The sequence below is a fragment of the Priestia sp. FSL R5-0597 genome, from assembly GCF_038006305.1.
GTDB classification, from domain to species: domain Bacteria; phylum Bacillota; class Bacilli; order Bacillales; family Bacillaceae_H; genus Priestia; species Priestia zanthoxyli.
Window position 1 is genome coordinate 3,556,205 of record NZ_JBBOUZ010000001.1, and the last position, 25,483, is coordinate 3,581,687.

Here is a 25,483-nt window from a genome sequence, read left to right on the forward strand (position 1 = left end):
TAATGAGCGTACATGAACATAAATCCAAAGCAACTCAGCCCGTTCGCTGCAAAGTCATTACGGTATCCGATACACGTACAAAAGAAACCGATAAAAGCGGCGCGCTAATGATTCAACTTCTGAAAGAACACGAGATGCAGGTCGCTTCCTATGAAATTGTAAAAGACGATCAAACGTCGATTCAACAAGCGATACTTACCGGATGCAGTGCTGAGGACATTGACGTTGTTCTCACAAACGGCGGCACCGGCATTACAAAACGAGACGTCACAATTGAAGCCGTTCAAGCGCTGATTCATAAAGAAATCGTCGGGTTTGGCGAGCTGTTTCGCATGCTGAGCTACACCGAAGACATTGGCAGCGCAGCGATTATGAGCCGGGCAATTGCCGGGACGATTAACGAAAAAGCCGTTTTTTCTACACCAGGATCAAGCGGTGCTGTTCGCCTAGCTATGACCAAACTGATTTTGCCTGAACTTCGCCACGTTGTGTGGGAATTAAACCGCCAGCGCTAACAAAATGCCTATGCACACGCATAGGCATTTTTATTAATCATAGTCTTTATGTACCCACTCATCTTCTGGAATGCCTAAATCTTCTCCAGAAAAACGCTCTTCTTTAAACGGATCTCCTCTAAGATGAAAGCCGTTTTGCTCCCAAAAGCCCGGATGGTTTTCATCAATAGCTTCAAAGCCCCGAAGCCATTTGACACTTTTCCAAAAGTACAAATGCGGCACAACCAATCGCAGCGGATATCCATGCTTAGGTGTAAGCGGCTCTCCGTTAAAGGAATGAGCGAGAAGAATATCGTCTCTCAGTAAATCTTTTACTTCAATGTTTGACGTATAGTCATTATCTCCGTGCAGCATGATGTATTTACTTTTCAACTCCACGCCAACTGCTTTTAAAAAGTCTGTAAACAGCACGCCCGTAAATTCATTATCAAGTCTTGTCCATCTCGTTACGCAATGAATATCACATTTCACCGTTGTTTGAGGCATGTTCAATATATCTTGATACGAAAGCGTCACTTCTTTGTCTACCAACCCAAACACGCGAAGCGTCCACTCCTCTAAGTTATACTCCGGCACGTCGCCTTCATGTAAAATGGGAAAGCGCTCTGTTACTACCTGACCCGGAGGCACTCGTCCTTCATACTTTGGATCAATTTCCGGTGTTTTCATTCGTTTAATACGGTCTGCTTTGTTCATAGGTACCACCTCTTTATTTTTTTATCAGCGTGCACTTTGCTGACTTGTTTGATTCGTTTCGACTCCTTTATCTCGCAGGAAAAACATCGCTGCTAATGTAAGTACATACGGCACCATCATCGTGAACTCGGTCGGTATTGAAAAACCTTGCAGTCGTGTGCTCACCGCATCCATTAAACCGAAAAGTATACTCGATGCTAAAATACCGATCGGATGAGACTGACCGAGCATCATCGCAACAAGTGCAATAAATCCACGCCCTGAAGTCATGCCTTCTGAGAACATCGTGACTTGCCCTAATGAAAGCTGTGCTCCTGCAATCCCACACAGAATTCCGCATGCTGCGATCGCAAACAGCTGATATCTTATTGCTTTTAACCCAAGCGTACTTGCTGCTACTTGATTGTAGCCTACTGCTAGAAGACGAAAACCAAAAATCGTTCGATAAAAAAAGATATAAAAAGCAATAGCTGCTAAAAATGCAAAATAGACAAGCGGTGACTGCCCGGAAACAATGTCGCCGATTATAGGTATGTCTTTAATTAAAGGTATATCCCATGTGCCTATCCCGTGCATGTTTTTATCGTAATAGGCACCTTTTGTATGAAAAATAGTCCGGAGTAAAAATGTCGTTAAGCCCAGTGCTAAAAAATTAATAGACACCCCAACAACAATTTCATTCGCTTTAAACATCACGACCATCATTCCAAAAAGCAACGCAAAAAGTAAGCTTGCTCCAGCCGCAATCACGATCGCAAAAAAGACATTGTGAGTATAATAGTTACCGGCAATTCCGCTAAAAGCCCCAATCAATATCAGACCTTCTAGCCCTACATTAAATATGCCCACGCGCGCGCAAAGCATTCCGCCTAGCGCCGCTAATAATATAGGCGCAACCATTCGCAGCGTTGCATTTAAAAGTGACCAATCAAGCAGCTCCACGAATATCAGCTCCTTTCTTTTTTGCTTTCCACCACTGCTTTGTGAATTTTGCCGAGATAAATAGAATGAGTACAGCTTGCATAATACTCGCAATTTCTAACGGAATTTCTGTATTACGCTCTAACCCCATCGCTCCTGTTTGCAAAGCGGCAAGTAAAAGAGACGTAAAAATAATGCCGATTGGATTCGATTTTGCTAACAGAGCAGCCATCACTCCAGTCCATGCATATCCAGGAACGGTAAGCGCACCGTCTACAAATCGGTACTGTGAACCAAGCACTTCAAACCCTCCTGCTAATCCAGCCAAGCTCCCGCTAATAAACATACTGAACAGCATTACTTTTACTTGATGAATGCCTCCATACGCTCCGAACAACGGATTTTTTCCAGATGCGTTCACTTCGTACCCAAACACAGAGTAGCGAAGCACTGTCCACAGCAGTAGCGCACCAATTAAAGCAATGATAAATCCGATATGAAGAGGCATTCCTTGAAACACTTTTCCAAGCCATGCTGATTGCTCAATCATAGGCGTCTGAGCGAGAGCAGCTGAGCCTGTTTTATCTTGAAAAGGGTGACCTGCTAAATAACTTGCAAATAAAACAGCGATATAATTTAATAAAAGGGTCGAAATGACAAGCTGAATTTTAAACGCGGCTTCCATCCATCCTGCTAAAACGGAAAGCAAACCTCCTGCCACAACAGCAGCGACAATAGCCGCTATCAGCTTGACTACCCCTGGAGCCGGCAGGTAATAAGCAACAATCGCTGCACTGATAGCTCCAACGACCATCTGTCCTTCTCCACCTAAATTAAACACACCTGCTCTAAAAGCAAATCCGACACCTAACGCAATTAACAGAATAGGCGTAGCGCGAGCCAGCGTAGTAGTGAAGAAATAAAAATTACCAAACGCTCCATTCCAGAGCTCTGTATATGTTTGGAAAACCGAACCACCTGTTAAGGAGATAATAATGCCTCCTATTGCTAAGCCAAAAATGACCGCAACAATTGGTTGGATCAATGATTTAAGAAGTTTCTGCAACTGTATCACCTTCTACCGTTCCTCCTGCCATTAATATGCTTAGTTTCTCTTCCGTCGCTTCTTCTCTTGTAAGCTCTCCAACAATACTGCCTTCGTACATCACTAAAATTCGATCTGATAGTGAGATAATCTCCGACAGCTCAGAAGATACAAGTAAAATAGCCGATCCATTATTGCGTTTTTGAATCAAAGCGTCGTGAATACGTTCCATTGCCCCAATATCCACTCCTCGCGTTGGTTCGGCAGCAAGTAGAAAAGAAGTGTTTTGGCCAAGCTCTCTGGCAACAATCAATTTTTGCAGATTCCCCCCTGACAGTTCTCCTGCTTTTTGCTTAGATGAAGTGGCTTTAATCGAAAATTCATTTATCCATTCCTCCACGCTCGAATTGAATATCTTTCTTTTCAGCCAGCCCATTTTCGAGTAAGAAGCTTTATACTGATAGCCCATCAGCGCATTTTCTTCGATCGTATCGTCTTTAGAGGCTCCCCACATATAGCGGTCTTCTGGAATATGAGCGATTCCTGCTTCTCTTCTTTCACGCACAGATTGCCCTGTAAGATCTTCATCTCCAAGTTTAATACTTCCGCTGTCTGTTTCTACTAATCCAGCGATTGCTTGAAGCAGCTCTGATTGCCCATTTCCTGAAACGCCTGCAATACCGACAATTTCTCCTGCTGAAACGTGAAGAGACACATTTTGCAATACGTTTTTTTGTCCTTTTCCTTTTAAAAAGAGATTTTGTACGCTTAAATGAGAGGTGCCTTGTGACGGCACTCTTGCAGGACGCTCTTTTAATTCTCGTCCTACCATCAGCTTGGCTAAATGGTGAGCATTAGTAGATTCTTTATTTGTGACGCCGGCTACTTTACCATTTCGCAGAACCGTGATGCGGTCCGCTACTTCCATCACTTCTTGCAGCTTATGTGTAATAATAATGATGCTTTTTCCTTGTGAAGCCAAAAAACGGATTGTTTTTAATAGTTCCTTCACTTCATGAGGAGTAAGTACAGCGGTAGGCTCGTCTAAAACAATGATTTCTGCTCCTTGATACAGCACTTTTAAAATTTCAATCTTTTGCTGTTCTCCAATTGAGCAATGCTTTACTTTTTTATGAACATCTACTGAAATCTGATAGGTTTGGGTTAATTGCTGAACATCCTCTTTCGCTTGCCTTCTATTAAAAAAGAGACCTTTCTTTGGCTCATGCCCCAAGACAATATTTTCAGCCACTGAAAAATGAGGAAAAACCATAAAATGCTGATGCACCATGCCTATTCCGTTTTTAATCGCATCCGCAGGAGATGAAAACGAGACGGTTTTCCCATGTAGCTGAATACTTCCTGAACTCGGCTTTTCCATTCCGTAAAGCATCCTCATCAACGTTGTTTTACCAGCACCGTTTTCTCCGACCAGCGCATGAACCTCGCCTTTTTTTAGCGTAAAAGACACGTTATCGTTTGCTAAAAATGAACCGTATTTCTTCGTTAAATTCGTTAACTGCAGCAGCTCACTCATTCCATTCATTGCTCCTTTCCCCTTTAGGTTTTTTTCAAAAATAAGAAAGAGAAGCCAGCCTTACTCGACTTCTCTTCTCAACTCACTTTGCTAACGGATCTTTTACCACTGTTTTTCCATCAATAATCGAATCTTTAATTTCTTTTAATTGATTAATCACATCTTGTCCTACAAAGTCACTAAGAGGCGTCTTGCTGTCTTGAGTCACATACGTTAACCCAACACCTTTTTCTTTTAAGCCGTATGTCACTACGCCCGATTTAAATTTGTCATTTGCGAGTGCTTCTACCGTTTCATAAGCAGCTGCATCAGATCCTTTTAACTGCGATAAAACGATATGCTCTGGATCTACTTCCGTACGGTCAATATCTTGTCCTGCCGTATAAAAACCTTTTTCTTTTGCTGCTTCAAATACACCCAAGTCGCCTACTGCTGATGCTCCGGCGATAAAATCAGCGCCTTTTGAAGCTTGTAAAATAGCAAGTTCTTTTGCTTTAGCTGGATCAGAGAAGCTTCCAACATAGTTTACTAGAAACTCTGCTTTTGGATTTGTTGATTGTAATCCTTCTTTAAAACTTACCGTCCATTTTTTTAATAATGGAATATCATCAGCTGCAACCATTCCTACTTTATTCGTTTTCGTAATCAATCCTGCCGCTGCTCCTAATAAATATGAAGCTTCTTGCTCACGAAATACAACGCTTCTTACATTTGGTAAATCGACCACTGTATCAATAATCGCAAATTGACGCTGCGGATTTTCTTGAGCTACTTTTTTCAACGCATCTTCGGATTCAAAAGAAGATGTAATAATCAAGTCATAATTTTCGGCTACCGCAGCACGCAAATTACTTTCAATGGCTGCTTGGTCCGTAGATTCAATTGTCTTTACATCAATGTTATACTTCTTCCCAGCGCGCTTTGCTCCATCATCCATTTGCTGAAAAAACGGGTTAACTCCAATCTTTTCAGGCAAAACAAGAGCAATTCGCTTCTTTCCTTTCTCTTCACTTCCACTGCTTTTTGTACTTTTTGACTGACAGCCCGTTACGAGTAGTACAAGCGCAACTGCTAAAATAAGAAATCTCTTCATTTAACTTACTCCCCCTATAATATAAAAAAAGCTCTTCCTTTATATAAAGGAAGAGCTCGTTAACCAAACGTCTCTTCCTCATCTTCAAGAACATACTGTTCTTAAGGATTTGGCACCATTCTGTCATAGACAGCGGTTGCCGGGTTTCACAGGGCCAGTCCCTCCACCTCTCTTGATAAGGAAAACAATAGCTATTTGTTTTATGTAATATAGTCAATATTAATAGTTTTTCAACAATTGTCAATATTATTTTTCTTTTTCACGCAAAAAAACTTCAAAAACAGATAGGATTATACGGTTTTAGTCTACTAAAATATAAAATAAAAGTTAAAGCCTTTACCTCACTTCTTGAATCATTCTATACTTCTTCACAAAGCACTTATACTGAATCTGTTGACGGTCAAGAGGGTTTAGTGGTAGCAAATAAGTTCTATTATACCTCTTCGGTTAATGTGTTATTAATTGAAACCACTTTACCAATAATGTTAGACTTTTCCTTAGTAATATTGTTAAGAGGTGTTAACGGTGAAATTAATGAAAGAACTATCTGGCATAGCTATTGGGCTTATTATCGCTTTAGCCATTTCAAAAACATTTTTTGATACCCCGACCAACATTGGAATCATAGTTATTTTTATTACGAGTATGGTCGTAACAGGGATAGCAAGAGTAAAACTAAGATGAGATAATCTAACAAAAAACACCACCTTTTATTCGCAAGGTGGTGTTTTCTTTTAATGATTTTAGTATGTAGTAATTCCAAGTGAAGGCTTTTACCCTTCTCCATCAATCATCGTATACTTCCTAGCAAAGCGCTTGTAGTAAATTTGCTCATCCTCTTGTCCATTGTTAAAAACAAGTCGGTTATGATCAATATCTTTCTCTTTTAACACATAGCCTTTTTCATTCATCAGTTGAATATATTCATCTAAATGTCCTTTTTTCACCATATAGTAAAGAACATTATCTGAATCCGTAGTCTTTGCTACATCTTGACTTCCCACTTCTAACTTGAATACGGCTGTTGCTGTTTGAATGGGACGGTAGTCTCCAAACACCTTTTCCCAGTTTAGTAGCAGCAGCGCGCCGAAGATTATGATACATCCTCCAGCGGCTACGGTTAGTACAAATCGTTTTGACACTTCTTTCTCTCCTTTACATTCTTTTTCTTCTATTTAACACAACAGATTGCCCTAAACTTGTTTTGACGCCAAGCCCTAGATACACAGCAGCAATATATATTTTTAACAAATACTTGATTTATTGTATCATACTTACAGTTATTATCTAGTTTTTTATAAAGACTTAGAATCCTCCCTATATTACGTTTTTTTACATAATAAAGGAATAAAAACCAATCTTTTCACCTATGAGAAATGAATCGTTTTTTGCTTTTCACCTTACCTGACGTTTATATTCTGAAAGGCGTGTTACATTATATATATCAGTTACCAACTCAACTAAGACTCCTTGACCATTCTGGCCTACCTTCTCTTTTAGGTAGACTGAGATTGCTAAATCGTTATATATAGGAGGAAAAAATCATGAAAATGAAACAACGACTATCAAAAGCGGCTGCTGCTGCGACGATTACAGGAATTGCTGCGTTTGGATTTGCTCCCGTGGCTCAGCTTGATACCCCAGCCCACGCAGCTACATCTCAAGAAACAAGCAGTCAAAGTCAAACAGCTGTAAAAAACATTAACGAAATTTATAACGCCGCGGTGAAAGGTGAAGTGCCGCGATTAACAGCAGACTTAAAAATTGGCAAAAGCCTGCGTCAAGATGTTCGAGATCAGTTCGGTCCTCCGCCTGAAGGTTCATCAAATAACTTTGACTACTATCATGCGGAAATGGGTCACCCTGGATATGCATTTGGTTATGACCAAAATAATGTCATTAACGAAATCCGCTATTTTGGTACAAATGTAGAGCGTCAAACAAATTTAGGGTCCATCACACAAGCTAACTTAAAGAAAGAATTAGGTCAGCCAAACTTTACAAGCAAAGTAAAAGGTGATGGTACGACTCAAACGAGATACACGTATCACGCCGGCGCCTATGATCTTGAATTTATTTTTGATGATAGCAAAACGTTGAATCACGTAAACTTAGTTGCAAAACCTTAAGAAATAGAAAAAGTAGCAGGCAGCCTGCTACTTTTTTTCATGAAATAAAACTAATGCGGAATCAGCTACGTGTTCATACCCAATCTCCATGTAAATCTTGTTAGACGTAGGGTTTGTCGTGTCCGTGTATAGACTTGTTGTTTGAAAACCGCTGTCTAGCATAAGCTGAGAAAGCGTGGACACACAGCTTGATGCATAGCCTTTTTTACGTTCTTCCCGCGGCGTATACACAAAGTTAATCGTAACGTTGTGGGTTGTCGGACGCGTAGCATTAGCAATTGACACATACTTCCCGTTCACTTCCCATAAAAATAGCCGTTCTGCTTTAATAAAAGCTTCGCCTGTTTTGACAGCTTGCTCTTTTGATACAGGCTCTCCAATGACGCCCATAAACTCCCAAATCCATTCCGTCACGAGCGGAAGATGCTCCAACTTTGCTTTTATCAGCACTCCTTCCGCGTCCGCAGCTTTTTTCACTTTGTCTAACCGATAAATGCGCTGATCCATTTTCAACGAAGCTTCTTGATTTTTTAGCGCTGCTAGTTTTTGAGAAAGATATAAAACCGTTTGCCTTTCTCCAACTAAGCCCGGTACGGCGGTTTCTTGTAACAGCTCCGCTACTTCGTTCAGCTCATCATTCGTTAGCTTCTGTATTTGAGACAGGATGATTTGCTGAGGATGGGTTTGCAGTAACACAAGCGCAGCACGGCTGTCTTTTAAAATAACACCCATAAAATTTGGTTTGCTGTTTTCCTGCAAGCTGTGTAAAATGCCAAGCGCTAAGTTGTGAAGAACTTCATTTTTCTCTAAAAGCGGCTCGACTTGGTTTTTAAATTTCTGCACTTCCCTGTATCTATGTAACTGGATCATTTTCTTTCTAACTCCGCAAATGCTCTTACCGGAAACGTTCCGGCTCCTTTTATTTTAGGAGGCACGGCGTAAAATAAAAAGGACTCCGTTAGTTGATCTAAGTGACATAAGTGTTCAGCAATCACAATGTCCGCTCCTAACAGCAGCGTATGAGCTGGTCTTGCTTTTCCTTTTGTGTCGTCAATATTCATCGAATCAATTCCGACAAGAGCGGGCTGTTGAGACACTAAATAAGCTGCCGCGCGTTCTGTTAAGTATGGGTGGTTTTCTAAATAATCGTCTGTATCCCAGTAGCGATCCCATCCCGTGTGAATTAATACCGCTTTGCCTTTTACGTCTATATGGTGAAAATGAGATTCATCAATAGCCGTTAAAATCGGGTCGACTGAAACTACTATTCCTTCCAGTCCGGCTGTTTTATCAATAGCTGTTTGAGATAAATCCGCTCCGTTTTTATATCTGTGAAACGGCACGTCAATATACGTACCGGTATTCGTGACCATTTCAATTTTACCGATTTGAAATTCAGTCCCTGGTTCATAAAGCTTTTTAGACTCTTCTCGGCTTAAATAGTCGCAAATGATCGGTGCCGGCAAGCCTTTATGTGTGATAACTCCGTCTTCAATGATGTGGCTTAAATCAATATACGTTCTTTTTTTCATACTACCACCCACTTTTTCGATATTTAGTAAAAATATTCTAACACAAAAAAACTCTTCCTAGTTTCCTAGAAAGAGTTTTTTTTAGAGAACGTTATTAACTTGATTAACTTGATAAACATACATCGTACGCGTGCTTTGTATAAACAAATCCTTCAAAAATAAGACGGGCCGTACGCACTACTTTGATTCCATTAACCTGTCCTTCTTTTAGATCTACACTGGTTTCCATAATTCCCATTGGATGAGCAAGTCGAACCGTATCGCCTTTTAGTTGAACCATTTCTGACAGAAGCGTGCCTTTTGTATAGATAGCCGCCGTTGTACAAATTGCTCCTGTAATCGCAAGCGTTTGATGCGGTTTTTGCATCGACATCATGCGAATTAATACGTCCATTTGAGAAGCAGCTTTTTCTCTGCCAGTCCCGTCGCGGTGGTCCATTGGAGGAGCAATAATCGTCATTTTTGGAACCGCTGGTGATAGTTTAGTTGCTTTGTCTTGAGGTGCGAGCCCCGCTTTTTCCGCTGCAATGGAGCGAATTTCTTCAAATAGCTTCAGCTGTTTGTCCGTGTATTCATGCGGAAGTTCTGTTCCTTTTAGGCCAATATCCGCTGCTTTAACAAATACAAGCGGATTTCCTACATCAACAATTGATGCTTTTACTGTTCCGATAGATGTTTGCAGAAGATCAATAGCGTTCCCGGTCGGAAGCAGTTTTCCGGTAACGGCTCCTTCTCCGTTTTCAAACGAAAGATAAATAGGTGAACCCGTACCTGGCACTCCAGGAATCATACATTCTCCTTCTGTTTTCACTTTCCCGTTTTCTACTTCTACTTCCGCTACGATTACTTTTTTAGTATTCGTATTATAAATCCGCACTTTGGTCACCGGTTCCACAGCTTGTACAAGTCCTTGTTCAATTGCGTAAGGCCCCACTGCTGAGGAGATATTGCCGCAGTTTCCTTTAAAATCAACGAGAGATTCGCTGATGCTGACCTGCGCAAACGTGTAATCTACGTCAGCTTCTTCTAAATCTGATTTTTTAATAATCGCAATTTTGCTTGTCAGCGAATTGGCTCCGCCTAACCCGTCAATTTGACGTTGATCCGGACTTCCCATTATATCTAGCAAAAACGGTTCCCAATCCGATTTGTTCACAGGCATTTCTTCATGATTGATAAAGACCCCTTTACTCGTTCCACCTCTCATAACCGTTACAGGAATACGCGTCATCTTAATCACCTTTCTCTCCTACTAACAAACGCCGAGGCGTTCATCAAACCATTTTATTTTTTTACTATTTAGAACCGGTTCATTTGCCATTTATCGTATAATAGAGGTGGTCATAAGTAAAATACATAAAATTTATTGTCTTTTTAAAAATTTTTTTATAATCTAAATACAAGGGGGAATTGGAATGGATCAAAAAGATTGGATACTAATTAAAACGCTTCACGAAGAAAAGAACATTACGCGAACGGCCGAAAGGCTCTACGTATCACAGCCTTCTTTAAGCTACCGCCTTAAAAATCTTGAAGAAGAATTTGGCGTAACGCTTTTTTTCAAAACGAAAAAAGGAATTGAGTTTACATCTGAAGGTGAGCATCTTGTTCGCTATGCAGAAAACATGTGGAAGCAGCTGCAAGAAACAAAAGACAGCATGCGTAATATGAGCGAAACCGTTACAGGCACGCTTCGCTTAGGGGTATCGAGTAACTTCGCACAGCATAAGCTTCCAAAGATTTTAAAACAGTTTTCTCTTCACTATCCAAACGTACAGTTCAGCGTAAATACAGGGTGGAGTACGCAAGTTATGAATCTATTAGACTCTTCGCGTGTTCATGTTGGTATTTTGCGAGGCAATTATCCGTGGAACGGAGAAAAATCACTGCTGACAAAAGAGCGGCTTTGCTTAATTTCAAAAAAAGAAATTGCGATCGATGACTTGCCGAACCTGCCTTATATTAACTATAAAACCGATACGTCGCTAAAAGATCTCATTCAAGACTGGTGGCATGACAAGTTTTCAGAGCCTCCGTTTGTGGCAATGGAAGTTGACCGGCAAGAAACAGCTAAAGAAATGGTTAAAAATGATTTAGGCTTTGCGATTTTACCAGAAATTTGCCTTCACTCCAGCGACAACTTATATACATACGGACTTTCATACCGAGATGAATCACCTTTGCTTCGAAACACGTGGCTCATGTATGATCCTTCTTACTTAAATCTATCGGTCGTGAAAGCATTTATTGACTTTTTAAAGCTAAGTGAACAATAAAGCAAAAAGCTAAAAAGTTTGGGTCTTTAGAGAATCTCTCTTTTGGACCAAGCTTTTTTCTAGACTACCATTATAAATTTTTTTTATGAACTTTCTAAAAAAACCTATATTTCCTTTATTTTTCAAAATGTACTAACATGAAAACAAGAAACATCAGCGGGGGTAAAGAGCGGATTTAAAAATTCTTAATAATCAAACTACAGCTCATACATGGGGATGAGAGATGTTAGTCACGTTTTTTTACTCTAAAAGTAAACGCTTTCAAAGAAAAGAGGGAAAATAAAGGAGGTTGTTTGAATGCTAGCACTACTAGGTTTTACAATGATTATTGTCTTTACGTATCTCATTATGTCAAAAAGGATGTCTCCTATCGTAGCTTTAATGGTCATTCCACTTCTTTTTGCCGTGATTGGAGGGTTTGGCAAAGGCGTCGGAGACATGATGCTAGAAGGGTTAAAACAAGTAGCTCCGTCAGCTGCGATGCTGCTGTTTGCCATTTTATACTTCGGCGTTATGATTGATGCCGGCCTGTTTGATCCATTAATTAAGCAGCTGTTAAAAATCGTAAAAGGCGATCCGCTCAAAATCGTGATTGGAACCGCTCTTCTATCGCTTTTAGTTGCACTAGACGGAGACGGTACAACTACTTATATGATTACGGTTTCTGCTCTTCTTCCACTGTATAAACGTCTGAATATGAGCCCGTTAGTGTTAACGACGGTTGCGATGCTTTCTCTTAGTATTATGAGCAGCATGACACCTTGGGGAGGCCCGGCTACTCGTGCGATTGTCGCCCTTCACCTCGATGCATCAGAGTTCTTTATTCCACTTCTTCCAACGTTAATTGGCGGAGCTTTGTGGGTGATTTTTACAGGCTATATTCTTGGAAAAAAAGAGCGCAGACGACTTGGTGCTATTGACATCGAGCAGTTTGAATTAAAAAGCTCGCTTGCTTTTGCTGAAGACGCGTCTTTAACTTCTCAAGAAGATATTACGCAGCCTAAAAAAATCTGGATTAACTTAGCCTTAACCATTGCACTTATGGTCGTATTAGTTTCTGGTATTTGGTCCGTTTCTGTTTTATTTATGATTGGTTTTGCGCTTGCTCTTATGATTAACTATCCAAAACTTGAGGATCAAAAAGAACGTTTAATGGCTCATGCAGGCAACGCGTTAACCGTTGCAGCTCTTGTCTTTGCAGCGGGTATTTTTACAGGAATACTCTCCGGCACTAAAATGGTTGACGAAATGGCAAGCCTGTTAATTCATTTAGTTCCTGATTCACTCGGTTCGTTTTTACCAACAATCGTTGCTTTGACAAGCATGCCGTTTACATTTGTGATGAGTAACGACGCCTATTACTTTGGTGTTTTACCAATATTCGCTGAAACAGCTGCTTCCTACGGAATTGATCCAATGGAAATTGCGCGAGCTTCAGTACTCGGACAACCTGTTCATCTATTAAGTCCACTCGTTGCCTCTACTTTCTTACTTGTAGGTATGGTAGGTGTTGATCTTGGTGAACATCAGCGCTTTGCATTTAAATGGGCCGTTTTAACGTCTCTTGTTCTCATTGTCCTTGCTATTGTCACAGGCGCACTTACGCTATTTTAATAGGGAATAAAAGCTGCTATAGCTTTTTATTAATAAATTCTACATGATAGGTGGAGGTACTTCTAAAATGTATGTGATTACGTGTTATGTCAGAAAAGATGAAATAAAAATGTACGAGTTTGATAGTAAAGAAGAAGCGCTTTCTCAGCTCAAAAAGCTGAAAGGCTGCAGTATTCTTTCAGAAGTTGCTTACTTTAATGATTCATCGGTTATTCCGATAGCTATTTAATTATGCACCACTCAACCCTATAGGTACAAATTTGATAAGCTTCCTTTCGCTCAAAAGGAAGCTTCTTTTTTTTGTTCTTCTCAAGCTCCGGCCCTTTTCTCTCATCAACGTTTTGTTACGTCTGGTTCGTTTTGTTTTCTTGCTTCAATCATATCAATAATTCGATTAGTATGTGGAGTTAATGCTGTACATTTTTGATAGAAAGCTCCGTCTACAACAAGCAGCTCTTCGTCCATCCCGCAAAACTTGCAGCGGAGCTCTTGTGGTCCTGCGTATGAGGTGTGATAAACACTATCATTAAAGATGGTATAAAAAGTATTTCGTTGCTGCGCGTCGTAAAAGCCATATTCTTTATTACTGTCATCACGGTAGTTAACTCCATAGTTCCGTTCAAATTCTTCTTGAGTAAACCCATCCTGCAAAAGTTCATTTTGTACTAGTTCTCTTAAACAATCCTCTATTTCTTCATCGTTAAATGAACAATTATGCGCGTAAACATCCAGTTCTTCAGTGCTGTTCTCTTTTACCATCACTTCACTGCCGCAAATCTTACAGGGGTGTTTAGGACGCTGTTGATTAAAGTAAGAGAGAGTTTGTACTTTTTCCACTGCTATTTCATCGCTCACCTTTTTAAATTTAATCATCACATTTTCTGTTTGACTAACGTTTTCGTTATACAACATCACTTCATATTCATCTATATTCTTTCCGTTTTCTTTTCGACTCGAATGCTCCATTACTTCATACGAAGAAATGGTAAAAAACTCGTTAAAATTCACCACTAGCATGCATCCTTCCAAAAAATTTGCGTTCTCTATGTACCTGCTCTATACTACCATTTTTTCAAAGGCTCGCACCACTAAACGAACTTCTTTTAAATTCATGCATGTATAGCAGTTCACTATAACTCCCAAATATCCGATCAGTTCGCTATTTCACATTCACATCAAATAAATAAGTTGCCTTTCCATGAGGCCATTTACCCGATACTTCGTAAAGATAGTAACCGCTCTTTGAAGACACTTCAATATGATTATCCGTTATTTTAATTTTTTCTTTTTGATTATTTTTGTTTAGTTGATAAATTGTAAGTTTTGGATTGTTTTTTAGTAGAATTGTAACTTTGGTATCTTTCTCTAGTGTGAGGTCATCAAATTCTTTAGCAACCTCTTTTGGTGAGTAAGAATCCGTTTTGGTTATGTGCGCACCATCGTCACCGTTCCATTCATATTCTCCTACTCGCATTTCATACTCTTTGTCATTAACCACAATGCTTCCTGACACTGGAACTTGTTCATCATTAGGTGTAGATACATTGACCTTCTCTTGGTTGCAACCAACTAGTAAGAAAAAGAATAACGATGTAAGAACTACTTTATTCATACTTCCCCTCCTCTTAAGACTCGCTCTTCTCCTCATCTTATTTTTCATCACAAATATATAATACCAAAAATATCCATAAGAGAAACCATGAAAAATCGTCACAATTATGATTTACATCAATCTGTTTGGTTACAACGTCTTATGCATATTCTTTTACTATGCGTCATACGTAACACTAACCCTTTTATAAGGAGGATTCCATGAATACGTATGTAATCATCAGTATTGGCGTTGTTGCCAGCGCATTTTTATTTCGTAAATATCGAAAGCAAGTCGTTGAAATATATACAATCAGTGAATTTATTCATGCTAAAAACGGCGCGGTCGCTACAGGCTCCACGTGGCTTGAAAAGTTTTGGAAAGAACCTTACGCTACCGGACCAAACTATGAAAAAACAGAGGATGACGTTAGCGAGGATGGAGATGGGGATGGCGGAGAATAACTAAAACAAAAAAAGAGATTGTGATATAACTACATCAATCCCATCTAAAGATCAACAGATTGGATACATGAGGTGGACTGCTTATTATACCGCTGTTGATTTCCGTGCAAGGCTTCGCTTTCCACGGGCGGCCGCTGAGCCTCCTCGTCGCTTCCGCTCCTGCGGGTTCTCACCTATTCCGCTTCTCCCGCAGGAGTCTCCGCCTTGCCCTCCAATCAACAGCTAGAAGCATCTAAATGGATGACACCTACGCTCATCCTACCAATAAAAAAATCCGAACGGTGAAGATTCTCCATCAAGAATCTTCACCGTTCGGATCGCCCTTCAGTTAGAACACTTTTGTCCCAGCCTATTTCTTATTAATCATCGCTGCCTAAAATACCAAAAAAGCGAAGCAAGTTGATGAATAGATTAATAAAGTCTAAATAAAGAGATAGTGCCAGCAGTGGAACAAGCTCTTCTGTAATTTCACCATGCTTCATTTTGTTAAAATCATATAGTACGTAAAGTGAGAAAACGATGGTACCAATCACTGAGAATGCCATGAGTCCAGGCGTTGTTAAGGGACTAAACAGCGAGAAAATACTGATGCACACTAGTGCTAACAGCGCCACTAATAAAAAGCTGCCTAAAAACCCTAGATCTTTTTTCGTTTTTGCGCCAATTACACCCATCACCGTAAAAATAACGAACGTGCTTCCAAACGCATAAAGAACGACTTGCGCTCCCGCTACTGATGCATAGTAGCTGACAATCGGAAACAGCGTGATGCCTGATATAAATGAGAAAGCATATGTAAAGCCATATCCTACGCTTTTTTTCTTTCGTAACATAAATGCCGCAACCAGCATCACAAGTTCAGCAATCGCTAAAGGAAGAAAATAAGCCGGCGGCACATATTGACCTACGTATAAGCCAACTGTGGAAATAAATAACGAAAAAATAAATGTGACTAATACTTTTTGAAACAGAGACCGCTGCTCTACTCCAATCACTTCTTGCATGTGTAAAACCTTCTTTCTAAAATCTGTTATATTTTATATAATACCTACCTTTTCAAGAAAAATAAAGATAATACTAAGGTCTTTTTTCTTATTTCTATAGACAAGCAAGCATAGACGCTACCGTCTATGCTTGCTTGTCACCTCTTTATTTCGGCAACAGAATGCCATCAATAATTCCGTAAGTCATTGCTTCTTCAGCGCTCATAAAATAATCTCGTTCCGTATCGTTTGCCACTTTTTCAACCGGCTGCCCCGTTCGTGTTGATATGATTTCATTAATATGCTGCTTCAATTTTAAAATCCGCCGGGCGCTAATTTCAATTTCAGTCGCCTGCCCTCTAGCTCCTCCTAGAGGCTGATGAATCATAACTTCACTGTTCGGAAGCGCATAGCGCTTTCCTTTTGCTCCTGCTAGTAGAAGCAGTGCGCCAAAAGAAGCGGCCATGCCCGTGCAAATTGTTTGAACGTCCGGCTCAATGTACTGCATCGTATCATAAATCGCAAACCCTGCTGAAGTCGAACCTCCGGGGCTGTTAATATACAGTGAAATATCTTTTTTAGGATCATCTGCCGCAAGAAATAAGAGCTGCGCGACCACGCTGTTAGCAATATGATCATTGATTTCATCACCAATTAAAATAATTCGGTCTTTTAACAGCCTTGAATAAATATCATACGAACGTTCACCGCGGTTACTTTGTTCAATTACATATGGAATGGTACTCATATATATCCTCCCTATCACACGTAATATGGCTATGCAGCCATGTAGAGAGTGCATGTCGGAGTATACGTCGGTTTTTGGATGATGCTTTTTAAGGAAGGTAAAGCTTGAATCAAAAGAGCTGGATCCTGCGATTCTAACGTTTTATAAAACAGCTCTGACAGCTTTTTGCGTTCTTGTTCATTCCAAAAAGAATCTGTAGAAAACGGCTCACTGTCTTTTTCTAACCGCTGCTTAGCACGATGTAAATTGCTTTTCACCGCTGTTTCTGACGTTTGTAAAATCGAAGCGATCTCTTTCAGCTGATAGCGAAAGCCTTCTTTTAAGAAAAAGATAACCGCTTGCTTCGGCGTAAATTGACTAAGCAGCAGTTCGACCGAGTGTCCCTTACTATCAAACGCATGCTTGTCGGCTTGTTGTTCCAAAGCTTTTTCTTCGACTATTCCTTCACGCTTTCGTTTTCGCAGCAGGTCAATCCAGTGGTGGTACGCAATTTTATTTAACAGCGCAGAAGACAAATTGTGCTCTTCGCCTTTATATCGCTGAGCTTTTAAAAACGTTTCTTGCGCGATATCATCTCCGTCCCACACATTTTGTGCTAAAAAGCGGCAGTACTGCTGCAGTTTTGGGTAATGCTCGTTCCAGCAGGCATCGTTAAAGCTTTCTGTTTGTTTTTCAATTTTTTTTGAATGTGACATGGTTTTCACTCCTTTTGCACTCTCTATTTACTAAACGATTAAAGGAAGTTCAAAAGATACGGGGAATCAAACTTTTTTATACATTATACGCTTAAGCAGCCATTTTTTTGTATTATAATGAAGATACTTTTATCTAAGGAGTCTAAAATGATATGCGAAGAAGACGATTATACGGCAAAAAGAAAACGAACAAACTTCACTATAAAGACTTAACTTGTGAACACTCTCTGCCCGCTTTGCCTATGAGTTATACAAGTGAAGCTCCTTTTTACTATTATGAGGCGTCAGAAGACGAAAAACAAAACGACTTTGAACTATATTCAGAGATTTGTATCATGAATCAAGAACATTTTTTCGTCAGAGGCTGTGTTGAAATTCCCGTTCTTAATGAAGAAGACCCTTTCATTTGGAACATTTGGGTTTCTTTAAGCGAAGAAAATTTTCATCGAATGATAAATTTATGGGAAAGTGACGAAAGAGAACATGAACCGCCTTATTTCGGCTGGTTTTCAGTTTCAATTCCAGGCTATCCTGAAACGTTAAATTTAAAAACAAATGTGCATACAAGACCTGTTGGAACGAGACCTCTCATTGAATTAGAACCAACCGATCATCCTTTAGCCACCGAGCAGCGGGAAGGGATAACGCTAGAGCGAATCAAAGACATACAAAAACAATTGGCTACCTATTAAAAAAACAAGACAGCCCCAGACTGTCTTAGTTTTTTACCTTTATGGCATGCGCTTTGCTCCGTAGTATTTAGGCGCCCAGTAGCTGTCTACTTTATAGTTTGTAATTTTCACGCCCTCAGATGTGGATACGTGAACGACATAGTCATTTCCAATATAGATAGATGGAATAAGTGAACTTCCTTCAAAAAAGACGAGATCTCCCGGCTTCAAGTCAGATTGTGAAATGGTTTCTCCTGCTTCCCACTGCTGACTTGCATAGCGCGGAATGTCTTTTCCAGCTGCTTCTTTATAAATGTATTGAACAAAACCAGCTGTATCAAAGCCTGTAGAAGGACTTGTCCCACCTTGTGCGTAAGGTACTTCTCCTACATATTTAAGAGATTCCGTCACAAATGGATTGTCTTTTGACAGCGATAAGCCATCGTAGCGCCTTGCTCCGGCGTACTTAGACGTCCAGTAGCTGCTTGTTAGGTAATCAACCGTCACATTTTCGCTGCGCTTGGCGTGAATAAACTGATTGCCGCCTGCGTAAATGCCTACGTGTGAAATCCCTTCACGATACGTGTCTTTAAAAAAGATAACGTCTCCTGGCTTTAAATCTGCCCGTGCAACTTCTTCTCCAACTTGCCACTGCTGATCGGTTGATCGCGGAAGGTAGACGTCCGATGCATGTTGAAATACATAGGCAACAAATGCGGAACAGTCAAAACCGTCTGTTGGCGACTCGCCTCCAAATACATATGGCGTGCCGAGATGTTTTAATGCTTCTGCAATGACTTCATTATCTTTTGCAATTTCCGGTGCTCCTGTAATGCGCTTTGCTTTGGCGAAATGTGATGACCAATAGGCGCTGCTTGAAATGTTTTTCACCACGACTTTTCCGTCTGAAGAAGATGCATAAATCATCTCATCGTCTCCGATATAAATAGCGGCTACGTTCACTTCACCGTTTTCATTAGTGTCAAAAAACAATACATCACCCGCTTGCAGCTCGTTTTTATCAACGTCTGTCCCAAGCTCTGACTGTTCTTTCACGGAACGAGGCAGCGTTGTATCCAGCGCTTGCTTAAACACATATTGAACGAAGCCAGAGCTGTCAAACCCTTCGCTTAGCGTCTCTCCTCCAGATGTATAATCGGCTCCTTCATACGTTTTTGCTTTATCAGCAATCACGTTTTCATCTGTAGCAGCCTGTACTTGCACAACTTTTTCTGCAGGAAAAGCGCCTTCATAAAAAGTGGCAAGACTAAGCCCTAACGCTGTGACCATAAGAGGTTTCATTACTTTCATGTTTGTTCTCCTTTGTTTTTTATTTCATCCAAGAAGTTTTATATGTAAATGGTTCCCCTGTTAAAGTATGGTGCAGATGGATAGGAATTGGCTAGTACCTTTTGACTTAAATATGCTTCCCTTCCAAAGTCCTGTAAAAAATCCATAAAAAAACTCGGCGCATATTACGCCGAGCTTTTTTATTTCATGCCCACCTGGATATTTGCTGCTTTTTGTTTTTGACGTAAATTTGCAATCCACTTGTAGTAAAGTGTAATCAAAAGAACAAAAATACCAAGCGCAAAGTACAATTTTGAATAGCCTAAAGCACCTGCTGCAATTCCTAATACAAACGAACCAACTGCAATTCCGCTATCATAAAACGTAAAGAACGTGGCAGTTGCATATGCGCTTCGGTGAGCAGGCGCTGCTTGAATCGCCAGCGTTTGGAAGCTAGGAAGCAGCGTTCCGTAGCCTAGTCCTACTAATGCACCTGAAAACAGCAGCATCCAAGAAGAATGCGTAAAGCTTAAGCTAAATAGACCAATCGCAAAGACAACGCATGATGGAATAATCACGATGTTTGGACCAGATTTATCGAATAGTCTTCCGGTAAACGGTCGTGAAATCAGCATCGCAGCTGCGAACACAACAAAGAAAAAGCTTGCTGTTTTAATTAATCCAAGCGACTGTGCGTACACAGAAATAAACGAAATAATACTTGCATACGAAAAAGAAACGAGAATACCTACAGATGAAATCGGCATGGATTTCTTTTCAAACAAGTCGCTCAGTGAAAATGATTTCTTCACTGGCGAAGCAGCGTTTTCTTGAAGATTTTTGACCATCATTCCACACAGCCAACCAACGAGCATAATCACGCCAAATACAAGGAAAATAATGTTGTATGCCATGTATTGATGAAGCGTTAATGCTAAAAACGGCCCTGCAACTACAGCTAAGTTCATTGACATTCCGAAGTAGCCAAGCCCTTCTCCTCGTCGTTTAGCGGGAACTAAATCCGCTGCAATCGCTCCGGTGACGGTTGTCGCTAAGCTGAATGAAATTCCTTGAAAGAAGCGCAGTAATAAAAGCACGTTAAAATGGTGGATAAACATATATAAGAAGGAAGAAAGCGCAAAAATGAGGGTACTAAATACAAGCGTTTTTTTCTTTCCAATGTTTTCAATGACTTTCCCTGAAAACGGTCTAACAATAATCGCAGATAATAAAAAGATGGTAACAACAAGCCCTGCCTGCGTACTCGTGCCGTCCAAGGCGTCTAATACATAAATCGGCAGCAGCGTCAGCAATGCATAAAACACGACAAAAATAAAAAAGTTGGTAATCGCAATGCTGATAAAGCTTTTAGTCCAGATTGGCTCCTGCTGGTTCGTCATTCATTTCACCCTTTTCTGTAGATTTACAAATTTTCTTTAATAACGAAATAAGCTGATCCTGTTCTCTGTCGGATAAAGCAATCAGCAAATTTTCTTCTAAACGTTCAATTTCTTGCTGAATTTCTGGAAGCTTTTTCTTCGCTTGAGGAGACAAATAAACGATGCGCTCTCGTTTATCACTGCCTGCTTTTCGAACGATCCATCCGCTTTTTTCAAGCCTTGTTAACGTGCGGGTAACCGTTGGCGCTTCGACATTTAAATACTGCCAAATCTCCGTTTGCGTCATCGAGCCGAATCGCTTTAAACAAAATAAAATCGAATACTGTGAGCTGTATAGCCCGTACGCTTTTAATACTTCATTTACTTCTTTAATAGACAATCTCGACTTTTGATGAAGCTCATGAAACACCAAGTTATTCACTTTTCTCACCTCACCTTTTCATTTTATTTACCTAGGTAACTAATTGCTCTTTTATTAGTATATGTGCTGCTAGTTGATGTGTAAAGGCGGCCAAAAAGAGTAAAAATCAGCTGTTTTCTCTTATTTTCTACTAATGATTTACGCTTACACTTCTGTTTTCTTATTCTTTCGTATCACGAAACTTTTTGTATAGATTTACATGCACCTGCAAACTCTGTTAAAGAAGACGAAACAATATGCGGGAGGCTGGTATATGTTTTCACTGCGCGGCGATGCTCATAAAGTCTACCTTAAACTGAAAAAAGCGGCTCATCAAAATCAAAACGCAGCAGATATTGATGAATTAGCGGAAATGGAAGAAATCCGGCAGCTTTACCTTACGCTAGAAAGCGCTACTTTGCGAAAAGTGTATTACCGAATGACCAAAGAAAAAAACGGCTCCGGCGTCATCCCTATCCTTGTTTCTGCCTTGCCTTGGCTCTTTTTTTTATTTTCGCAGCGGCTGCAGCAATTTTTATTTAAAGACGGCAGCTGGCTTTGGATTATTTTTGTCGTGCTGTATGTTTTTATTCTCATTCCAAGCGTGTTTCTCCATTTCCGTGAACAATCGTGGGCTTCTGTTCATATTGAAATTATTCAAGACATTTTAAAAGATCGTGAAAAAGAGCCGAAACCCCTTTGAGGTCCGGCCCTTTTCTATTCATGTAGCTTATTCATCACTTTTGGAATGACGTGAGACAGTAAAAACCTACCTAAAAGAATCAGCAGGTAAATCATAATGAATTGAAAAACAATGAACACATGATGCGTATGTGCCCAAGCAAGCATATGAGTCGTAGAATAAGCCAATACAACAATTAATAGTAAAAAACACAGTACGTATAAAATACGCTTACCCCAAGAGGTAGCTTTTATTTTCTTTTTAATAAGCCTGCGATGTTGAATTCCCTGTAAGCATATGTAGAGGGTCAATACAAATGTAAGCATATCTCGCCTTACGAAAAAAAGAATAAGTCCGATTCCTACAATCATCCACGTTAGCTTGTCATGATGCTTGTCTAGAAAGAAAAACATAAAATCCTCCTTCGAAATTAACGTGCTATTAGTTTAACACATAAAGGAAATTATGGTAAAAACCTAAATTTGTTAAATATTTCAGTGCAGAATAGACACCTATTCAATAAAAAAAGAACCTTATTATCCAATAAGGTCCTCTTTACCTATTATGAAATAGCTTGTCTGCTTTCTACGTCTCGACCTAACTTTCTTTTGATACGCTGCAGCGCGTTGTCAATTGACTTAACGTGCGTATTTAATTCTTTCGAAATTTCAGCGTATGAATGGCCGTCCATATACAGCGTCAATGCTTTTCTTTCCAATTCACTAAGTGTTTCCGCAATTTTTAACTCGCGGTCTTCCACTTTTTCTTGATGAATCAGCACCGCTTCCGGATTAGCAATTTGATCGCCAGGAATCATATCCATCAGCGTATAGTTTGATTCTTCATCATACAGAGGCTTGTCCAATGAAATGTACGAATTTAACGGACCGTGCTTTTGACGAGTAGCCGTTTTGATCGCCGTAATAATTTGTCTTGTGATACATAACTCCGCAAACCCTTTAAAAGATGTTAGCTTGTCTTCGTTAAAGTCGCGAATTGCTTTGTACAGTCCAATCATTCCTTCTTGGACGATGTCTTCTTTTTCAGCACCAATCAAAAAGTATTTTCTTGCTTTTCCCCTTACAAGATTTTGATACTTGTTGATTAAATACTCCAATGATTTTTCGTCTCCGCTGTGAACCATTTCAACCAAAACATGATCTTCTAACATAGCATAATTTTGAACTTTTTCAATTACGATGCCTACGCTCACTCATATCCCCCCGTTACACTTAGTTGAGTTTTGATGTGTTCTAAACTGATGCATGATCTACTTGTTACGACGCTACTGCAATACGGTCCAGAAACGTAAAAAGCGTACAGAGTAAACTGTCGCTTTCCTCTCTCACTTTATGCTCCCCTGCATCTTTCTATAATCTATTATAAAGAAGTATAACCGATAAAAATCAAAAAGGTTGTCGAAATATGAAAGTGTTTGCAAAAAAAATCAATTTTTATAGAAAATTCACACAAATCACTTTATTATTTCATATAGTGACAGCAAACTGTAAAAAAAGCAATAAAAAAATACTTCCAATATGAAATAAACTTACTCAAGCAGAGTAAGTCGAAGTTGCAGATGATACTGCGCATATAGGATTAGTTGCCTTCCGGCTTATCAGCATTTTTTGTTCCCTTACTTTTATAAGGCTTTGCATTTTTCTTCTTTTTTGCACTCGCCTGCCAGCGGTTCCATCCTTTTTTGCCGGTGCCTCGCCCCGTGCCGCCTTTACCTTTTGCTTTACTCATACGTATTCCTCCGTTACCTGCGTGTTTGCTACAATAAAAAAAGACCCCGTCCAAAGTCGGAGTCTTTTTTGGATTGCATAAAATTATGCTTTTACAACGTTAGCAGCTTGTGCACCGCGTTGACCTTGCTCGATGTCGAAAGTCACTTTTTGACCTTCGTCTAAAGATTTGAATCCGTCGCCTTGAATTGCGCTGAAATGTACGAATACATCTTCTCCGCCTTCAATTTCGATGAAACCGAAACCTTTTTCTGCATTAAACCATTTTACTGTACCTTCAGTCATACTATTTCCTCCAGTGGTGGAATTACTCCACACATATATTACTACCCTTGCTCAATCGTACTATTTCCAGATAAAAATTTCTATTGAAGAATATTTCTCTTCTTTCAATTTCATACCGAACAAAAATAATTAAACTTAGTGTAACATATCAATTTAGAAATAGCAAGTCTCTGTTCTAAGACAGGCTTTATCCTAATTATGTATGGTTAAAACCCTCTGTGTAAGCTTTGAGGCTACCGACATTTCTGGATTGTGATGCGCCATAAAGTTTTTTCATTCGGCAATATGTATCATTTGCACAAAAATAAATATTTCATACCCTGCTTTCTAAGAAACTACGACGCTTATAAATGGACATGCACATTTTTTATCAATTTATTTTCCACTCTCTCTTCTCCCACGCAATAAAATAACCATTAATTACAAAAAAAGATAATAATAGTATATAATGATACGTGATTTATAGCTAAGGAGGAACAACATGATTCGTGAACGATCACTTTTTACAAAGGGACTCATTTTTTTACTGATTGTTTTTATTTTAAACATCCCTTTCCCTAATTCAACACCGCTCAGTCATTCTGTCTTTTCTTTTTTAGGTCTTCCCCTCTATGGAGATGAAGAAACAATGACGGGAATTCAATATGCTAACAATGCGTGGGGAATTATACTTTTACTTGGTCTTTTTGCACTTTACAAAAGTTTAAATCGTCACCGTTTAAAATTAACGATTTTAGCTGCGTTTATTGTCATATCGGGTCCTGGTCATATAGTTGAAGCGATGCAAAAGACCGTATTACCAGGTATGTATGCCATTTCTTACGATGTGGAAAACAGCATTTGTACATTTGAGAGAAATAAAAAAGAAACCGTATTAACGGGTACCTGTGACCTTTCATTTGAAAATCACAGTTCAAAACCCGTTACGTTTGAAGTAGCACTGGATGAACGCTTCTATTTTAAAGAAGATACCCCTTTTTTACTCATGATGAATAAGCCTAGGCTTCATACTGTTACGTTGGAACCAAAGGCGTATCAAACTGTCGAAATCACTTCATCTGTCAAAACAGCCGACTTTCCTTCTAAAATCTTTATGGATGAAGTAAACGGCTTTCACGTAAACATTTATCAAAACGGGAAAAAACGTTATTTATAAGCATTGAAAAAA

At 39.6% G+C, this 25,483-nt stretch carries 32 protein-coding genes and 1 riboswitch; of the genes, 10 read left to right on the top strand and 22 right to left on the bottom strand.

Annotation, left to right across the window (positions count from 1 at the left end):
• Positions 1-2: 2 nt before the first annotated feature.
• Positions 3-515 (top strand): MogA/MoaB family molybdenum cofactor biosynthesis protein, encoded by a 513-nt coding sequence (locus MKX72_RS18685; protein ID WP_049165975.1) that lies wholly within the window; start codon positions 3-5, stop codon positions 513-515.
• Between the two features lie 33 nt (positions 516-548).
• Here MKX72_RS18685 and MKX72_RS18690 read toward each other — a convergent pair whose 3' ends face one another.
• The 5 genes from MKX72_RS18690 to MKX72_RS18710 all read right to left on the bottom strand — a co-directional run bounded on the left by MKX72_RS18690 (position 549) and on the right by MKX72_RS18710 (position 5,807).
• Positions 549-1,211 carry a sulfite oxidase-like oxidoreductase gene (locus tag MKX72_RS18690; RefSeq protein WP_028414925.1) on the bottom strand — a complete coding sequence of 221 codons (663 nt, stop codon included), beginning with the start codon at positions 1,209-1,211 and terminating at the stop codon, positions 549-551.
• A 24-nt stretch (positions 1,212-1,235) separates the two neighbouring features.
• Positions 1,236-2,153: an ABC transporter permease gene (locus MKX72_RS18695; protein WP_049165977.1), complete on the bottom strand. Its 918-nt coding sequence runs from the start codon at positions 2,151-2,153 to the stop codon at positions 1,236-1,238.
• Positions 2,140-3,207 (bottom strand): ABC transporter permease, encoded by a 1,068-nt coding sequence (locus MKX72_RS18700; protein WP_176544749.1) that lies wholly within the window; start codon positions 3,205-3,207, stop codon positions 2,140-2,142. The genes MKX72_RS18695 and MKX72_RS18700 overlap by 14 nt, the downstream gene beginning before the upstream one ends.
• On the bottom strand, positions 3,182-4,714 hold the full coding sequence (locus tag MKX72_RS18705; protein ID WP_049166396.1) for an ABC transporter ATP-binding protein: 1,533 nt from the start codon (positions 4,712-4,714) through the stop codon (positions 3,182-3,184). The genes MKX72_RS18700 and MKX72_RS18705 overlap by 26 nt, the downstream gene beginning before the upstream one ends.
• An 82-nt stretch (positions 4,715-4,796) precedes the next feature.
• Positions 4,797-5,807 (bottom strand): BMP family protein, encoded by a 1,011-nt coding sequence (locus MKX72_RS18710; protein ID WP_033579996.1) that lies wholly within the window; start codon positions 5,805-5,807, stop codon positions 4,797-4,799.
• A 75-nt stretch (positions 5,808-5,882) separates the two neighbouring features.
• Positions 5,883-5,989, bottom strand: a riboswitch (SAM riboswitch).
• Positions 5,990-6,341: 352 nt separating this feature from the next.
• Here MKX72_RS18710 and MKX72_RS18715 point away from each other — a divergent pair.
• A complete protein-coding gene (locus tag MKX72_RS18715; RefSeq protein ID WP_157876221.1) occupies positions 6,342-6,491 on the top strand; it encodes a hypothetical protein in 150 nt (49 codons plus the stop codon).
• Between the two features lie 89 nt (positions 6,492-6,580).
• Here the strand turns inward: MKX72_RS18715 and MKX72_RS18720 are convergent, their stop codons facing one another.
• The gene (locus tag MKX72_RS18720) at positions 6,581-6,949 is read right to left on the bottom strand and encodes a hypothetical protein (RefSeq protein WP_048020426.1); all 369 of its coding nucleotides are present in this window, start codon (positions 6,947-6,949) and stop codon (positions 6,581-6,583) included.
• A 402-nt stretch (positions 6,950-7,351) separates the two neighbouring features.
• Between MKX72_RS18720 and MKX72_RS18725 the strand changes: the two genes are divergently transcribed.
• The gene (locus MKX72_RS18725) at positions 7,352-7,936 is read left to right on the top strand and encodes a YjgB family protein (RefSeq protein ID WP_049165979.1); all 585 of its coding nucleotides are present in this window, start codon (positions 7,352-7,354) and stop codon (positions 7,934-7,936) included.
• Between the two features lie 27 nt (positions 7,937-7,963).
• Here MKX72_RS18725 and MKX72_RS18730 read toward each other — a convergent pair whose 3' ends face one another.
• From MKX72_RS18730 to MKX72_RS18740, 3 genes are all read right to left on the bottom strand, one after another.
• Positions 7,964-8,806 carry a GNAT family N-acetyltransferase gene (locus MKX72_RS18730; RefSeq protein WP_155007735.1) on the bottom strand — a complete coding sequence of 281 codons (843 nt, stop codon included), beginning with the start codon at positions 8,804-8,806 and terminating at the stop codon, positions 7,964-7,966.
• Positions 8,803-9,468 carry a cyclase family protein gene (locus MKX72_RS18735; RefSeq protein ID WP_155007734.1) on the bottom strand — a complete coding sequence of 222 codons (666 nt, stop codon included), beginning with the start codon at positions 9,466-9,468 and terminating at the stop codon, positions 8,803-8,805. Before MKX72_RS18735 ends, MKX72_RS18730 begins: the two co-directional genes overlap by 4 nt.
• Positions 9,469-9,571: 103 nt before the next feature.
• A complete protein-coding gene (locus tag MKX72_RS18740; RefSeq protein ID WP_063247156.1) occupies positions 9,572-10,699 on the bottom strand; it encodes a 2-methylaconitate cis-trans isomerase PrpF family protein in 1,128 nt (375 codons plus the stop codon).
• A 184-nt stretch (positions 10,700-10,883) separates the two neighbouring features.
• Here MKX72_RS18740 and MKX72_RS18745 point away from each other — a divergent pair, with 184 nt between their 5' ends.
• The 3 genes from MKX72_RS18745 (at position 10,884) to MKX72_RS18755 (ending at position 13,587) form a co-directional block, all read left to right on the top strand.
• The gene (locus tag MKX72_RS18745) at positions 10,884-11,744 is read left to right on the top strand and encodes a LysR family transcriptional regulator (protein WP_049165982.1); all 861 of its coding nucleotides are present in this window, start codon (positions 10,884-10,886) and stop codon (positions 11,742-11,744) included.
• A gap of 297 nt (positions 11,745-12,041) precedes the next feature.
• Positions 12,042-13,358 (top strand): CitMHS family transporter, encoded by a 1,317-nt coding sequence (locus MKX72_RS18750; RefSeq protein ID WP_034267599.1) that lies wholly within the window; start codon positions 12,042-12,044, stop codon positions 13,356-13,358.
• 67 nt (positions 13,359-13,425) lie between these two features.
• Positions 13,426-13,587, top strand: a complete 162-nt coding sequence (locus MKX72_RS18755) for a hypothetical protein (RefSeq protein WP_165636182.1) — start codon at positions 13,426-13,428, stop codon at positions 13,585-13,587.
• A 104-nt stretch (positions 13,588-13,691) separates the two neighbouring features.
• On the opposite strand, the gene MKX72_RS18760 is transcribed toward MKX72_RS18755, so the two are convergent.
• Together MKX72_RS18760 and MKX72_RS18765 are read right to left on the bottom strand one after the other, a co-directional pair.
• Complete coding sequence (locus MKX72_RS18760) at positions 13,692-14,375, bottom strand: hypothetical protein (protein WP_328132295.1); 684 nt, start codon at positions 14,373-14,375, stop codon at positions 13,692-13,694.
• A 142-nt stretch (positions 14,376-14,517) separates the two neighbouring features.
• Entirely contained in the window at positions 14,518-14,970 is a 453-nt protein-coding gene (locus tag MKX72_RS18765; protein ID WP_028414939.1) for a hypothetical protein, read from the bottom strand.
• Between the two features lie 200 nt (positions 14,971-15,170).
• Here MKX72_RS18765 and MKX72_RS18770 point away from each other — a divergent pair, with 200 nt between their 5' ends.
• Positions 15,171-15,413 carry a hypothetical protein gene (locus MKX72_RS18770; RefSeq protein WP_033579987.1) on the top strand — a complete coding sequence of 81 codons (243 nt, stop codon included), beginning with the start codon at positions 15,171-15,173 and terminating at the stop codon, positions 15,411-15,413.
• A gap of 84 nt (positions 15,414-15,497) precedes the next feature.
• Here the strand turns inward: MKX72_RS18770 and MKX72_RS18775 are convergent, their stop codons facing one another.
• The 4 genes from MKX72_RS18775 to MKX72_RS18790 all read right to left on the bottom strand — a co-directional run bounded on the left by MKX72_RS18775 (position 15,498) and on the right by MKX72_RS18790 (position 17,839).
• Positions 15,498-15,632 carry a hypothetical protein gene (locus MKX72_RS18775; protein WP_257041728.1) on the bottom strand — a complete coding sequence of 45 codons (135 nt, stop codon included), beginning with the start codon at positions 15,630-15,632 and terminating at the stop codon, positions 15,498-15,500.
• A 140-nt stretch (positions 15,633-15,772) separates the two neighbouring features.
• The gene (locus MKX72_RS18780; protein WP_028409806.1) at positions 15,773-16,417 is read right to left on the bottom strand and encodes a Bax inhibitor-1/YccA family protein; all 645 of its coding nucleotides are present in this window, start codon (positions 16,415-16,417) and stop codon (positions 15,773-15,775) included.
• A 145-nt stretch (positions 16,418-16,562) separates the two neighbouring features.
• Positions 16,563-17,144, bottom strand: coding sequence for an ATP-dependent Clp endopeptidase proteolytic subunit ClpP (gene clpP / locus MKX72_RS18785; protein ID WP_034271305.1), 582 nt, complete (start codon positions 17,142-17,144; stop codon positions 16,563-16,565).
• A gap of 29 nt (positions 17,145-17,173) precedes the next feature.
• A complete protein-coding gene (locus tag MKX72_RS18790) occupies positions 17,174-17,839 on the bottom strand; it encodes a sigma-70 family RNA polymerase sigma factor (protein ID WP_155007733.1) in 666 nt (221 codons plus the stop codon).
• A gap of 152 nt (positions 17,840-17,991) precedes the next feature.
• Between MKX72_RS18790 and MKX72_RS18795 the strand changes: the two genes are divergently transcribed.
• Positions 17,992-18,531, top strand: a complete 540-nt coding sequence (locus tag MKX72_RS18795) for a DUF2199 domain-containing protein (RefSeq protein ID WP_155007732.1) — start codon at positions 17,992-17,994, stop codon at positions 18,529-18,531.
• Positions 18,532-18,570: 39 nt separating this feature from the next.
• Here the strand turns inward: MKX72_RS18795 and MKX72_RS18800 are convergent, their stop codons facing one another.
• The 3 genes from MKX72_RS18800 to MKX72_RS18810 form a co-directional block, all read right to left on the bottom strand.
• A complete protein-coding gene (locus tag MKX72_RS18800) occupies positions 18,571-19,821 on the bottom strand; it encodes a C40 family peptidase (RefSeq protein ID WP_155007731.1) in 1,251 nt (416 codons plus the stop codon).
• Positions 19,822-20,000: 179 nt separating this feature from the next.
• Complete coding sequence (locus MKX72_RS18805) at positions 20,001-21,200, bottom strand: MFS transporter (RefSeq protein WP_033579982.1); 1,200 nt, start codon at positions 21,198-21,200, stop codon at positions 20,001-20,003.
• Positions 21,169-21,621: a MarR family winged helix-turn-helix transcriptional regulator gene (locus MKX72_RS18810; protein WP_034271293.1), complete on the bottom strand. Its 453-nt coding sequence runs from the start codon at positions 21,619-21,621 to the stop codon at positions 21,169-21,171. The genes MKX72_RS18805 and MKX72_RS18810 overlap by 32 nt, the downstream gene beginning before the upstream one ends.
• A 253-nt stretch (positions 21,622-21,874) precedes the next feature.
• Between MKX72_RS18810 and MKX72_RS18815 the strand changes: the two genes are divergently transcribed.
• The gene (locus tag MKX72_RS18815; protein ID WP_033579981.1) at positions 21,875-22,303 is read left to right on the top strand and encodes a hypothetical protein; all 429 of its coding nucleotides are present in this window, start codon (positions 21,875-21,877) and stop codon (positions 22,301-22,303) included.
• Between the two features lie 14 nt (positions 22,304-22,317).
• Here the strand turns inward: MKX72_RS18815 and MKX72_RS18820 are convergent, their stop codons facing one another.
• The 4 genes from MKX72_RS18820 to MKX72_RS18835 all read right to left on the bottom strand — a co-directional run bounded on the left by MKX72_RS18820 (position 22,318) and on the right by MKX72_RS18835 (position 24,315).
• Positions 22,318-22,695: a hypothetical protein gene (locus MKX72_RS18820; protein WP_033579980.1), complete on the bottom strand. Its 378-nt coding sequence runs from the start codon at positions 22,693-22,695 to the stop codon at positions 22,318-22,320.
• A gap of 149 nt (positions 22,696-22,844) precedes the next feature.
• On the bottom strand, positions 22,845-23,495 hold the full coding sequence (sigH, locus tag MKX72_RS18825) for an RNA polymerase sporulation sigma factor SigH (RefSeq protein WP_013058500.1): 651 nt from the start codon (positions 23,493-23,495) through the stop codon (positions 22,845-22,847).
• 386 nt (positions 23,496-23,881) lie between these two features.
• On the bottom strand, positions 23,882-24,037 hold the full coding sequence (locus MKX72_RS18830) for a DUF3934 family protein (RefSeq protein ID WP_162837669.1): 156 nt from the start codon (positions 24,035-24,037) through the stop codon (positions 23,882-23,884).
• 77 nt (positions 24,038-24,114) lie between these two features.
• Positions 24,115-24,315, bottom strand: coding sequence for a cold-shock protein (locus MKX72_RS18835; RefSeq protein WP_013058502.1), 201 nt, complete (start codon positions 24,313-24,315; stop codon positions 24,115-24,117).
• A gap of 481 nt (positions 24,316-24,796) precedes the next feature.
• On the opposite strand from MKX72_RS18835, the gene MKX72_RS18840 reads away from it, so the two are divergent.
• Complete coding sequence (locus tag MKX72_RS18840; protein ID WP_155007730.1) at positions 24,797-25,471, top strand: hypothetical protein; 675 nt, start codon at positions 24,797-24,799, stop codon at positions 25,469-25,471.
• Positions 25,472-25,483 lie beyond the last annotated feature (12 nt).